The 12,921-nt window shown below is 48.2% G+C and carries 14 protein-coding genes; 13 read left to right on the top strand and 1 reads right to left on the bottom strand.

Annotation, left to right across the window (positions count from 1 at the left end; all coding sequences use genetic code 11):
• The 10 genes from BUA78_RS19325 to BUA78_RS19280 form a co-directional block, all read left to right on the top strand.
• Nucleotides 1-2,637: FAD-dependent oxidoreductase (locus tag BUA78_RS19325; protein ID WP_072917814.1), on the top strand; the 2,637-nt coding region annotated here is incomplete at its 5' end.
• A gap of 203 nt (nucleotides 2,638-2,840) precedes the next feature.
• Nucleotides 2,841-3,257: a hydrogenase iron-sulfur subunit gene (locus tag BUA78_RS19320; protein ID WP_175549089.1), complete on the top strand. Its 417-nt coding sequence runs from the start codon at nucleotides 2,841-2,843 to the stop codon at nucleotides 3,255-3,257.
• Nucleotides 3,258-3,268: 11 nt separating this feature from the next.
• The gene (locus BUA78_RS19315; protein ID WP_072917812.1) at nucleotides 3,269-4,213 is read left to right on the top strand and encodes a 4Fe-4S dicluster domain-containing protein; all 945 of its coding nucleotides are present in this window, start codon (nucleotides 3,269-3,271) and stop codon (nucleotides 4,211-4,213) included.
• A 17-nt stretch (nucleotides 4,214-4,230) separates the two neighbouring features.
• Nucleotides 4,231-5,235: a 4Fe-4S dicluster domain-containing protein gene (locus tag BUA78_RS19310; protein WP_072917811.1), complete on the top strand. Its 1,005-nt coding sequence runs from the start codon at nucleotides 4,231-4,233 to the stop codon at nucleotides 5,233-5,235.
• A gap of 22 nt (nucleotides 5,236-5,257) precedes the next feature.
• Complete coding sequence (locus BUA78_RS19305) at nucleotides 5,258-6,091, top strand: FAD/NAD(P)-binding protein (protein WP_072917809.1); 834 nt, start codon at nucleotides 5,258-5,260, stop codon at nucleotides 6,089-6,091.
• Nucleotides 6,092-6,254: 163 nt separating this feature from the next.
• Complete coding sequence (locus BUA78_RS19300; protein ID WP_072917808.1) at nucleotides 6,255-6,869, top strand: PilZ domain-containing protein; 615 nt, start codon at nucleotides 6,255-6,257, stop codon at nucleotides 6,867-6,869.
• A gap of 161 nt (nucleotides 6,870-7,030) precedes the next feature.
• Nucleotides 7,031-7,789: a nickel pincer cofactor biosynthesis protein LarB gene (gene larB / locus BUA78_RS19295; RefSeq protein ID WP_072917807.1), complete on the top strand. Its 759-nt coding sequence runs from the start codon at nucleotides 7,031-7,033 to the stop codon at nucleotides 7,787-7,789.
• Entirely contained in the window at nucleotides 7,786-8,592 is an 807-nt protein-coding gene (gene larC / locus BUA78_RS19290; protein WP_238456889.1) for a nickel pincer cofactor biosynthesis protein LarC, read from the top strand. Before larB ends, larC begins: the two co-directional genes overlap by 4 nt.
• A 94-nt stretch (nucleotides 8,593-8,686) precedes the next feature.
• Complete coding sequence (larE, locus tag BUA78_RS19285) at nucleotides 8,687-9,502, top strand: ATP-dependent sacrificial sulfur transferase LarE (RefSeq protein WP_072917804.1); 816 nt, start codon at nucleotides 8,687-8,689, stop codon at nucleotides 9,500-9,502.
• Between the two features lie 4 nt (nucleotides 9,503-9,506).
• Nucleotides 9,507-9,911 carry a PaaI family thioesterase gene (locus BUA78_RS19280; protein ID WP_238456888.1) on the top strand — a complete coding sequence of 135 codons (405 nt, stop codon included), beginning with the start codon at nucleotides 9,507-9,509 and terminating at the stop codon, nucleotides 9,909-9,911.
• A 112-nt stretch (nucleotides 9,912-10,023) separates the two neighbouring features.
• On the opposite strand, the gene BUA78_RS19275 is transcribed toward BUA78_RS19280, so the two are convergent.
• Nucleotides 10,024-10,512: a CBO0543 family protein gene (locus tag BUA78_RS19275; protein ID WP_072917802.1), complete on the bottom strand. Its 489-nt coding sequence runs from the start codon at nucleotides 10,510-10,512 to the stop codon at nucleotides 10,024-10,026.
• A 150-nt stretch (nucleotides 10,513-10,662) separates the two neighbouring features.
• Here BUA78_RS19275 and folP point away from each other — a divergent pair, with 150 nt between their 5' ends.
• The 3 genes from folP (at nucleotide 10,663) to folK (ending at nucleotide 12,809) form a co-directional block, all read left to right on the top strand.
• Nucleotides 10,663-11,862, top strand: coding sequence for a dihydropteroate synthase (gene folP / locus BUA78_RS19270; RefSeq protein WP_072917801.1), 1,200 nt, complete (start codon nucleotides 10,663-10,665; stop codon nucleotides 11,860-11,862).
• Entirely contained in the window at nucleotides 11,852-12,229 is a 378-nt protein-coding gene (gene folB, locus BUA78_RS19265; RefSeq protein WP_072917799.1) for a dihydroneopterin aldolase, read from the top strand. The genes folP and folB overlap by 11 nt, the downstream gene beginning before the upstream one ends.
• An 88-nt stretch (nucleotides 12,230-12,317) precedes the next feature.
• The gene (folK, locus tag BUA78_RS19260; protein ID WP_072917798.1) at nucleotides 12,318-12,809 is read left to right on the top strand and encodes a 2-amino-4-hydroxy-6-hydroxymethyldihydropteridine diphosphokinase; all 492 of its coding nucleotides are present in this window, start codon (nucleotides 12,318-12,320) and stop codon (nucleotides 12,807-12,809) included.
• The last annotated feature ends 112 nt before the right edge of the window (nucleotides 12,810-12,921 follow it).

Raw genomic sequence — 12,921 nt, 5'->3', positions numbered from 1 at the left:
CTAGGCAAACGGAAAGCCATTTCCAAACTCTATGCCCAAGCCTTCCCCAATGCCTATGCCATTGACAACAACAAATGCCTCAAATTCAAAAACCTAGCCAATGAAAAACTCTGCGGCAAATGCCTCAAAGTGTGCCAAGCCGGAGCGATCAACCACCACATGGTGGATGAAGAACAAACCATCGAAGTGGGTTCCGTCCTGCTGGTACCCGGTTTTGAAACCTTCGATCCAGGCCAACTGGAACTCTACCAATACGGCAAACTGAAAAACGTTGTCACCTCCCTGGAATTCGAACGGATCCTCAGTGCTTCCGGTCCCTTTGGTGGACACCTGGTACGCCCGAGCGATCACAAAGAACCCCAAAAAATTGCCTGGATCCAATGCGTGGGCTCCCGGAACTGCCGGATCAACCATGGCTACTGCTCCTCAGTATGCTGCATGTACGCCATCAAACAATCCGTCATTGCCAAAGAACACGCCCCCTACGACCTAAATGCCAGCATCTTCTACATGGACATGCGGACCTACGGCAAAGAATTTGAAAAATACTACGAACGAGCTAAAAACCAACAAGGCGTCAACTTCGTGAGAAGCCGCGTCTACGGCTGCGATCCTGGAGAAAACGACAACATTCTTCTGCGCTACGCCCTGGAAGACGGCACCGTCATTAGCGAAGAATACGACATGATTGTACTCTCCGTGGGTCTGGAACCCAACAAAAAAGCCGTAGAACTGGCTAATAACCTGGGAGTTGAACTAAACCAATACAACTTTGCAGACGTACCTGAGCTGACCGGAGTTGCCACCAACAAACCGGGGATCTATGTAGCCGGTGCCTTTAGCGGCCCCCGTGACATCCCCGAGACCGTTATGCAAGCAAGTGCAGCCGCGGGTGAAATCCAAAAACTGCTGGCCGAAGCTAAAGGCAGCCTAAGCAAAGTAAAAGAATACCCAGCCCAAAAAGACCTGGCTGGCGAACTGGTACGCACCGGTGTATTCGTTTGCCACTGTGGTATTAACATCGGCAGCGTAGTAGACGTACCGGGAGTAGCAGAATATGCTAAAACCCTACCGGGAGTAGTCTATGCCACCGACAAACTCTACGCTTGCTCCCAAGATGCCAGCGCCCAAATAAAAGAAGCCATCGAACAAAACGGACTAAACCGCATTGTCGTGGCCTCCTGTAGCCCCCGTACCCACGAACCGATGTTCCAAGAAACCCTTAAAGAGGCAGGCCTCAACCCCCACCTCTTTGAAATGGCCAACATTCGTGACCACTGCTCCTGGGTACACCAAAACGAACCGGAAAAAGCCACCGAAAAAGCTAGAGACCTGGTCAAAATGGCCGTTAAAAAAGCAGCCCTGCTAGAACCGGTACAACCCATCACCCTGCCCATGAACCACGACGCACTGGTCATTGGAGGAGGAGTGGCGGGCCTAAATGCCGCCCTTAACCTAGCAGACCAAGGCTACCAAGTCAGCATCGTAGAAAAAGCAGAAGCTCTCGGCGGCATTGCCAAACGCATCCGCTACGGCATGGGTGGCGAAGACATCCAAAGCTACCTCAACCAACTAATTGACCAAATCACAACCCATGAAAAAATCAACATCTACACCAACACACAAATAGAAGATGTACAAGGCTTCCTAGGCAACTACGAAACCAAACTCACCAATGGAGAAACCATCAAACACGGCGTGGCGATCATTGCCACCGGTGCACAAGAATACAAACCAGAAGAATACCTCTATGGCCACAACACCCGGGTAAAAACCCTACTGGAAATAGAAGGTATGCTGGCCGAAGGCAAACTCAAAAACTCCAACAACTACGTATTCATCCAATGCGTAGGCAGTCGGGATGACGAGCACCCCTACTGCAGCCGGATTTGCTGTACCAAATCCGTCAAACTGGCCCTAAAAGTGAAAGAGCAAAAACCCACTGCCAGCGTCTTCATCCTGTATCGCGACATTAGAACCTACGGCTACTTCGAAGACCTCTACACCGAAGCCCGCCGCAAAGGGATTATCTTTATTCGCTACAGCGTAGATGCCAAACCGGTAGTAGAAAACACCGCCAGCGGTACCAAAGTAACCGTGATAGACCACGTACTAAACCGTCCCATCGAAATCTACGCGGACATCATCGGCTTGGCCAGCGCCGTCGTACCAAACGACAACACCGGCCTTGGCAAACTATTCAAAGTACCGGTGAATGCGGAAGGCTTCTTCCTGGAAGCCCACCTCAAACTAAGACCCGTAGACTTTAGCACCGATGGCGTCTTCATGTGCGGCTTGGCCCACGGGCCCAAAAACCTGGAAGAAAACATTGCCCAGGCCAAAGCAGCTGCCGGACGTGCAGCAACGGCCCTGGCGAAAGAAAACATTGAGACCGATGGTAAAGCTGCCATCGTGAACAAACGGAAATGCATGGCCTGCGGCGTCTGCGTAGAAGTCTGCCCGGCCAAAGCAGCCAACCTGGTAACCGACGAAAGAGGCAACATCGCCGCTGACATCAACCCGGCCCTATGCAAAGGCTGCGGCGCCTGCTCCTCCTCCTGCCGTTGCGGTGCCATCAACGTAAAAGGCTGCAGCAACGAACAAATCATGGCCATGGTACAAGCGGTGGCTTGGTAATAGCCTAACGGAGGCAAGGTGTTATCCTTACTCCAACCAGATAACACCTTGCCAGGCTAGCACCATCATCCAGGCACTAAAGCCAAACTAACCCTAGCAACAAAGGTTCCAACCTTACAGATATACAAACCTAACCTAACCAAAGCAAACAAGACAGCTCAAAGCCACTGCAAAATGGCTAATAGCTGCTAGGAGGGAAGAACATGTCCGAACCCAAAATCGTCGCGTTTCTATGCAACTGGTGCAGCTACGCCGGGGCAGACCTGGCAGGGGTAGGCCGACTGCAATACCCCCCGAACCTGCGCGTAGTAAGAGTACCCTGCTCCGGACGCATCAACCCGCTCTTTATCATCGGAGCCCTGAGATCCGGTGCCGATGCCATCCTAACCTCTGGCTGACACCCCGGCGACTGCCACTATGTTAGTGGCAATCTGGTGGCCCGCCGTAAATTCGCGCTGATGAAAAACCTACTAAACTACATGGGAGTAGACCAAGACAGAGTCAACTTCACCTGGGTATCAGCGTCCGAAGGGGCAAGATTTGCCGAAGTGATAACAGACTTGACCGGAAAAGTAAAAGATATGGGCCCGAACACCGGGCTATTTCGCAAAGCAGAGTGAGGTGAGAGGGAATGAACACAACCGAAAAAATTAGAGAAGTGGCCAAGCAATTACTGGCAGACCAAAAAGTAGACCTGGTGGTGGGCTTTGCCCAGGGAACCCTGCCCCTCCGCAGCACCCCCTACTTTGCGAGAACCCCTGAACAAGCAGAAAACCTCATTTGGAGTGCCACCTGCGAAAACAACCTGGCCAACTTCGTAAGAAAACGTACTGACAAAGTAGCCGTCATAGCGAAAGGCTGCGACGTCAGAGCCATTGTTGCGCTGATCAAAGAAGGCCAAATCAACAGAGAAAACCTAACCATCATTGGCGTACCGTGCGAAGGCATGGTAGACCGTAAACAAATCTGCCAGGCCATCGGCTGTCAAGACATCCTGGAAGTAACCGATCAAGGTGCCGAACTCAGCCTAAAGGGTAAAAACTTTGAAAAAACCCTGGCCAAAGCCGATGTTATGTTTGGCTCCTGCAAAACCTGTCAATACAACACCCCCGTCATCTTTGACGAACTCATTGGTGAAGCCCTGCCGGCCAAAGAAGCTAATTATGATGATATTGCAGCCTTCGAAGCCTTAAGCGCAGCAGAAAGAAACGCCTTTATCGCCAAAGAAATGGAAAAATGCATCCGTTGCTACGCCTGTCGCCAAGCTTGTCCGATGTGCTACTGCAGCGAATGCTTTGTCGACTGCGGAGCCCCAGCCTGGATTGGTAAAGGTGCCCAGAGCGTAGACGACAATGCCCTCTTCCAAACCGTCAGAGTACTGCACCTAGCCGGCCGCTGCGTCGACTGTGGTGCTTGCGAGAGAGCCTGCCCGATGGGCATTAAACTCTCCCTCTTAAACCGTAAAATGGTCAAAGACGTGAAAGGACTCTTTGGAGCCGAAGCCGGTGTCAACCTAAACGACCCACCGGCCCTAAACGTCCACCAATTCGAAGACAAAGAAGACTTCATGCTATAGAAGTGAGGTGAAAAAGGATGATCGTAAGCAAAAATGAAATTGCTAACCTACTAACCCAACTGGCAGAAACCTACCGGGTCATTGCTCCGGTAAAAAAAGACGGCATGCTGCAATATGCCGCCATTAAAAACGGAGAACAGGCCTGCCTGGACGATGCCAACACCAAAAAGCCCGGCAAAGAAATCCTTTTCCCTCAGTCCGAAGAACTCTTCAACTACACCATAAGTGCTGAAGGAATCAGGATGCAAGACAACGTTGACAAAGAAGCCACCGTAGTATTTGGTATGCGTCCCTGCGACGTTAAATCCCTGGTACTCTTAGACAACGTCTTCCAAAACGACCAATACACCGACGTCTACTACCTGACCCGCCGTGCCAACACCATCATCGTAGGACTGGGCTGTGCCCAGCCTGCCGCCACCTGCTTCTGCAGCAGCGTTGGCTGTGGTCCCTTTGCCAAAGAAGGCAGCGACATCTTCCTGACCGACCTTGGTGAAGCCTACGTAATAGAAGGCATTAGCGACAAAGGCAAAGAACTGCTGGCAAAACTTAGCCTGGCAGAAGCCGGTGCAGAACAAAAAGCGGCTGCCGCCAAACTACAGGCAGAAGTAACAGCTGATGGCAGCATCAACATCGAAGGCCTAGCCGAAAAACTGGGTGGCATGTTCGAACACCCCTTCTGGGAAAGCCTCCACGAAAAATGCATTGGCTGTGGCGCTTGCACCTACCTGTGCCCCACCTGCCACTGCTTTGACATCGCAGACGAAGCCAAAGACTGTGATGGCTGTCGGGTAAGAAACTGGGATGCCTGCATGTTCCCGCTCTTTACCCTGCACGGCTCCGGGCACAACCCGAGAACTGGCGGGAAAGCCCGCTGGAGACAAAGACTCATGCACAAATTCAACTACTTTGTAGATCGTTACAACGCCACCGCCTGCGTAGGCTGCGGTAGGTGCATCAAAAACTGTCCTGTAAACCTGGATATTCGCCAAGCATTGGCCGATGTCCGGGCATTGGACTAGCGGAAGCGAGGTTAAAAACGAGATGAGAAACCCCTATCTACCGCTGCCGATGAAACTGGTGAAAAACTTCACCGAGACATCAGACAAACTCATACACACCTTTACGTTAGAATATCTGAACGAACAAGATGCCGAGAGCTTCCAATATGAGCCTGGGCAATTTGCGGAACTGATGGTCTATGGCAAAGGGGAAGCCCCCTTTGGCATCGCCTCCTCCCCCACCGAGAAAGGTATTCTGAAATTCTCCGTGGCCAAAGTAGGTGTAGTCTCCAATGCTCTGCACATGCTGGAAGAAGGAACCATCGTAGGTGTGAGAGGACCCTTGGGTAACAGCTATCCATTGGAGCAGCTTAAAGGTAAGAGCCTAACCATCATCGGCGGTGGCTTTGCCTTCACCACCCTGCGCTCTACCATTCAATACATCCTGGACCCGGCTAACCGTGGGGATTATGGTGATTTAACCGTTATCTACGGTGCCCGTAACCCCGGCCTGTTACTCTACAAAGATGAACTGGCTGCCTGGGATGCGAGAAGCGACATCAACCTCATTACCACCATTGACCGAGAAGTAGAGGGTTGGAATGGCCGTGTGGGCTTTATTCCCACCGTAACCAAAGAAGTGGCACCCAAGACCGACTACGCCATTATCTGCGGACCGCCGGTGATGATTAAATTCACCATGCCGGTGCTGGTAGAGTGTGGCTTTACCCCGGACCGCATCATCATGAGTTTAGAAAACAGAATGAAGTGCGGTATTGGTATGTGTGGTCGCTGCAATGTAGGCAGCAAGTATGTTTGCAAGGATGGCCCTGTGTTTACGAAGGCGCAGCTTGATCAGCTGCCCAATGAATATTAAGAGGGCTAAAAAATAGGACAAAGGACCTACCTCTGCTTTTAAGAGATGGGTCCTTTGCCTCATTATAAATAGTTATATGCTACATAGTATTTAGGTAGAAGGAGAATTGCCGATTAATAATAAATAAGAAGGGTAACGAAAAGGCACGAGGGGGTTGGTGGGTTTGCAGTTTTGGGATTTATATGCCAGAGGAAATAAAAAGATTTGGCTCAGGGTACCGGGTAAAGAGGTGGTAGAGACCCAAATTTCGGCAGTGGAAAATAATATCGTCTGGTTAAATCTCCCTCGTAAAGATGGGCAGATATTGATGCTGGAAAAGGCTGAAACTGTTGATATCGGTTTTTCCTACTCAGATGGGTTTTATAGTGCCGAAACCAAGGTGGCGGAGATTGGTATAACCCATGGAAAGGTATATGGTTTGTCCATACCGAAGGAATTTGTGCGGGAGCAAAGGCGATATTTTGTTAGGAGTAAATACTCCACCAAAGTGCTGTTTACCAGTGAAAGCAAATATAAAATAACCACAGAACTGTTTAACTTTTCCGCAGGGGGATTGCGGGTATATGTTACTCCGGAATTTGAGGCAATGCTTCAGAATGAAAAATTCTATTGGGTAGATTTTCAAATAGAAAAAAAGACTTTTTCACTGCCAACTGAATTAGTATGGCTAAAATACATGGATAATATTTTAAATGCAGGCTTTAAATTTATCCAGATTAGAGAAAAAGACCAGGAAGTCTTAATGGCCTTAGCCATTAAATATTCCAAAAACTTTTAGTTGTAACCCGTAAGGGATCGGTTGATATCGGTCCTTTTTTTATTACTAAACAACTTTCATCGTAAGGTTATTGCTACAAAGTAAGAATAAAAAAAAGTATAATAAAGGATGAATAGTAAATCCTAGACTGATATGGTTGGCAGTGATTAGGAGGGAATATTTTGGGGCCGCAAGAAGTACGCTCTTTATTAGAAGGTGTCCGGACCGGGCAAATACAGGTTAACGATGCACTGGAGCAATTAAAACAATTGCCTTACGATGATTTAGGGTATGCCAAGATAGATCATCACCGACATCTTAGGAAGGGCTTTCCAGAGGTAATCTTTTGCCAGGGGAAAACTACCCCACAAGTGGCCGAAATTTTTCAGAAGTTAGCCAATGCCAGCAATGCTAATATTATTGCCACCAGAGCCAGCGAGGAAATGTTCAAAGCCAGTCAAGAGCTGGTTCCGGAAGCCCAATATCACCCTTTGGCCAGAATGATCTATCGTAGACAAATTAACACACCACAACAGGGTCTGGTTTGTGTTTGCAGTGCTGGAACAGCAGATTTGCCTGTAGCGGAGGAAGCAGCCTTGACCAGCGAATTGATGGGAAATCGGGTAGAAAGAATTTACGATACCGGAGTAGCTGGAATTCACCGCCTGCTGGATCAAGTCCATAAGCTTCACCAGGCCAATACCATTATTGTGGTGGCAGGAATGGAAGGGGCCCTGCCCAGCGTGGTGGGAGGGTTGGTGTCTAAGCCCGTTATTGCGGTGCCTACCAGTGTGGGCTATGGTGCCAGTTTTCATGGTTTGGCGGCCCTGCTGGGCATGCTAAATAGTTGCGCTTCGGGTGTTACCGTGGTAAACATCGATAATGGTTTTGGAGCTGGCTATGCCGCTAGCCTGATAAATAGATTGGTAGGTGATAAATGATGAAAATAGCTTATCTCGATTGTTTCGCCGGTATCAGCGGGGATATGTTACTGGGAGCTTTGGTCGACCTGGGTGTATCCCTGGATACGTTAAAACAAGAACTCCTAAGTTTAGGCCTGTCTGGGTATGAAATAACAGCCCAAAGAGTAACCCGTCGCGGCATTAGCGGTATGAAAGTTGATGTAACAATTACCGGAGATCAACCCCACCGTCATTTGAAGGATATTTTGCAGATCCTTGATAACAGCCGGTTATCAGAATCCGTTAAACAAGATGCCAAAAATATTTTTCATTTATTAGCTGAGGCGGAAGGCAAAATTCATGGAAAAGTTCCAGAAAATGTTCATTTCCATGAAGTAGGTGCAGTAGATTCTATTATTGACATTGTGGGTACATTAATTGGTTTGCAAAGATTAAAGGTAGAGCAAGTATACTGCTCTCCTTTGAATGTGGGCAGTGGCACTCTACATTGTGCCCATGGCGTAATGCCGGTACCTGCACCGGCTACAGCAGAGATCCTGTTAGATACCCCGATTTACAGTGCCGGTCCGGCAGTAGAATTAGTTACTCCCACCGGAGCGGTGATGGTAAAATATTTAGCCAAGGGTTTTGGACCTATGCCAGGCATGATTCTGAAGGCTGTGGGTTATGGAGCCGGAGACAGAGAAACACAAATACCCAATCTTTTACGTGTAATGTTGGGGGAAGAGGAGCCTTGTCAACACCTTTATCAACATGTGCAAGGACAAAGAGTGCATCATGAACAGGGTCATTGCCGTAATCATGAGCACAAACATGCGTAAATGGTGGGTTTGTTGCACAATGGATCGATGCTGCATCGTAGGGGCTGGGCTCTGCTCAGCCCGCTGTTGTGGAATTTTGGGAGGTTAAAACAGGTTGCTTACAGGGAAGTATGAGCGTCTAAAAAATATATTACAGGATTGCGGTAGTGTGTTGGTGGCGTTCTCTGGGGGGACGGATAGTGCTTTATTGTTAGCGGTGGCAGTAAAGGAGCTTGGTGACCAGGTGTTAGCTGTCACGGCAGTCTCACCTACCTCCACCCATTTAGAAATACAGGAAGCTAAAGAACTGGCCAAAGGATTAGGTGTAAAACATTTGGTTGTAGATTCCAGGGAAATGCAGCTGTTGGAATTTACCGAGAACACGCCGCAAAAGTGCTATCATTGTAAATTTCTACGATTTTCTCAACTCAAAGAAATTGCTTTGCAGGAAGATGTTCCTTGGCTATTGGATGGTTCTAATGTTGATGATCTGGGGGATTTTCGCCCAGGTATGAGGGCCGTGCAAGAATTGGGTATTCGCAGTCCGTTACAGGAAGTAGGTTTCACTAAGTCGGAGATTCGAGAATTATCCCGACAGTTGGCACTACCGACCTGGAATAAGCCATCTTCTCCTTGTTTGGCCACACGGATACCCTATGGCCAAAAGATTACTGAGGAAAAACTTAGGCGGGTGGAAGCTGCTGAAGAGTATTTAAAAAAGCAGGGTTTTACACCCCTGCGGGTGCGCCATTACCAACAGGAGGCAAGGCTGGAAATTGCCAAGGAACAGTTTAGCTATTTGTTAAGCAGGTTGGAGGAAGTTTCTTCTAGGTTGAAGGAATTGGGTTTTACCGCGGTCACCCTGGATTTATCAGGATTTCGCAGCGGTAGTATGAATGAGATATTATCAGAACTAGACAAGAGGAGTTAGGCTTTTGATAGATATAGAAACCAAACAAATGATGGAATTTGCCAATAATAATCCCTTTGCCCGGGCCCTGGACATTGAAGTTACGCACATGGAGCAGGAATCAGGCAGAGCCGCCCTAGAAGTTACCGTTACCGCCAAACATCTTAATCCCCATGGCACTTTGCACGGGGGTGTGTTATCGACCATGGCCGATATCGCTATGGGGGTGGCGGTACGGACATTAGGTAGAGTGGGAGTGACTGTTAATTTGAATATGAATTTTTTAGCTCCGGGCAATCTGGGGGAAAAAATTATTGCCCAGGGGGTCGTTGTACATCAGGGTAACACGCTACTGTCCACTGAATGTACCATTACGCGGGAAGATCACATATTGGCCCAGGCTACGGGCTTATTTTTTGTGATAAAATAACTTTAGCAAAATGAAAGCCAAAGGCTTGCTTTACCCTAAAGGGTATAAGCAAGCCTTAACACTTTCAGAGTATAAACATCTAAAAACAGAGTGTCCCTGAAGGGCAGAGCTTCTAACGAAAAGAGCGAAGGGAAAAATAATGACAACCCCAGCGGAAGAAGCCCAGAAAGGCCCGGGATAGTAGAAAGGCAATGGCTAACGTGAAGAATGTTGTATACCAGTGCCAATTTAGATATTCGATTAGATCGGTATATATCTCAAGGGGAACTTCTATTACTGTAATACCGGCACTGAAAAGAAAGGCGTAATAAATAATCGGCCATATGCCCCGGTTTCTGGTAACCTGGTTGTAGAGGATGCACAAAACAGGGAACACCCAAATTTCAAATAACAGGCTGGTATCGTATTCCTTTGGGAAGAGTCTTACAGGATATTCAATTAAATAATCTTCAACGACATAGGAGCCCCCAAGCAAATCCAAAAAGGATTTAAAAAAGAAAACCGTTACCCAGTCACGAAAATATTGCCAATCCACTGCAAAAATGAGTAATAATAATGTGATTACGGCGGAGATAAGCATAATACCATTTTCAAGATTCATATAGTGTCCCCCTGTTGTCTATAATTAACCTTTACACTGTTTCATGATCTTCGCCCTCTATAGGTTGCCACTATTCTGGGCAAAAAATTAACGATCTTTTGTGTTATACTAAGTCATGAAATTTTCAGGATTGCACAGAGAGGTGAGAACATGCCCATAGAAATTGGTGTGAAATATATTGATACCATAGAACAAGCCCGTAGAGAGATTCAGGCGGTGGGCTCCGACCCAGGGGGCTGGTCAAGAATGGCTCCCAAGGCGGTACATAAAGTGATAAAGCTTTCTGGAATGAGTCCCACCCAGGCGAATATTATTAAACAAGAACTGTTAGCCCGGGGAGGCGATGCAGCAGTAGCCCGGGGAGTGATTAATCATTCGGTAGAAACCAGTGATATGCTTCTTATGGCAACCTTGAACCAGTACCGGGTCTTTATTGATAAACTAAAAATGCAGCCCTTTGGATTGGCCAAGCTAGCTACTAGAATAGAAGCAGCTTTAGCTAATCTAGCTGGGCCACGGCTCCGCCAGTTGAATTGCCGGGGACGGGAATTGGAACTGGGAAGGCGTACCCTGGTGATGGGTATTTTAAATACCACACCGGATTCTTTCTCGGATGGTGGGCGCTATCTGGACCCAGCAGCGGCTGTGGAGCACGCCCTGCAAATGGTGGAGGATGGGGCGGATATTATTGATTTAGGGGGAATATCCACTCGGCCGGGTCATTTGGAAGTCAGTATCGAAGAGGAGCAGCGGCGGATATTGCCAGTATTGGAAAAGCTGGTGCAAAGGGTAAATGTGCCGATTAGTGTAGATACCTGGCGGGCCACCGTGGCTAGGGAGGCCTTAGAGCGGGGAGCGCACATCATTAATGACCAATGGGCTCTGCGGGCTGACCAAGGGCTGGCCCAGGTAGTAGCAGAGTATCAGGCTCCAGTGATGTTGATGCATAATGGACAAGATACAGAGTACCAAGATGTCATGCTGGAGCTGACGGCCTTCCTCCGTCAGAGTATAGAAATAGCTCAGCAAGCGGGTATTTCCCAAGAGAACATTATTATAGACCCCGGTATCGGGTTTGCTAAGACCTACGAACAAAATCTGGAGGTTCTCCGTCGGTTAAAGGAACTGACTGTACTGGGTTATCCCATTCTACTGGGTACCTCTCGTAAGTCAGTGATTGCCAAGACCCTGCAGCTGCCGGTAGATCAGCGGCTGGAAGGTACTGGAGCTACCGTGGCTTTGGGTATTGCCAGTGGAGCAGATATAGTACGGGTGCATGATGTGAAAGAAATCGTGCGGGTGGCACGCATGAGCGATGCCATTCTAAGGGGGCCTAAACATGAAGAATAAGAAAGACAAGATTTTACTTAAGGGGATGCACTTTTTTGGTTACCACGGGGTGCTAGACGAAGAGCGTCGGTTGGGACAAAGGTTCGAAGTAGATTTGGAGCTAGTGCTGGATTTACAGCCTGCTGGGCAGCGGGATGATCTAACTTTAAGCATTAGCTATGCCGATGTTTTTAAAACGGTGGAAGCTGTGGTAATAGGCCAACCTTTTCGTTTATTGGAAGCCCTGGCAGAGAGGATCAGCCAACAGGTACTAGAGCAATATCCACTGGTGGAAGAAGTGGTGGTAAAGGTGAAAAAACCCGGTGCTCCTATTCAAGGCTGCTTTGACTATATGGCTGTAGAAATTACCCGAGAAAGGGACCGATAAAAGCATGAATCTACAAAACACACAAATTTGTAAGGGCTGATGTGCACATCAGCCCGCTGTACTTTATCTGAGGAAAGGGATTGGTAAAATGACACGAGCTTATCTTGGCCTGGGCAGCAACCTTGGCAATCGGGAAGATACTTTGCGACAGGCTTTACAGCAGTTATCCAATCATCCTGGTATTCAGTCTTGCAAAACGGCTTCATTATACGAAACCGCCCCCTGGGGCAATCCAGAGCAGGATTGGTTTTTAAATACCGTAGTGGAATTAGAGACCAGCCTGTCACCACTGGAATTGTTGCAGGTGCTACAGGAAATAGAGCAGGCCCTGGGCCGTATTCGTACCGTCAAATGGGGGCCCAGGACCCTTGATTTGGATATTTTGCTGTATGGAGAAGAAAAAATAGACCTGCCGGACTTGCAGATACCCCACCCCCGACTAACGGAAAGGGCCTTTGTACTGGTTCCCTTGGCGGAGCTGTGTCCAGATATGATCTTGCCAGAGGGGCGGATACAAGAACTACTGGCAAAGCTAGGACCAGAACAAGAGCTACGTAAATACGAGGAAAATTTATCATAAATTAAAGGGTGGAACCTCTATTATCAAATCAGGTTCATTGTGAAGATGTCAAAAGAACCGTCCGAGATCACTGAAAAACACATCACAAAAAATGACAAATAATGAAAATATT

It is taken from the genome of Desulforamulus aeronauticus DSM 10349, assembly GCF_900142375.1.
Lineage (GTDB): Bacteria > Bacillota > Desulfotomaculia > Desulfotomaculales > Desulfotomaculaceae > Desulfotomaculum > Desulfotomaculum aeronauticum.
Note: the sequence above shows the minus strand (reverse complement) of the source record. Positions and strands in the feature narration are given on the sequence as shown.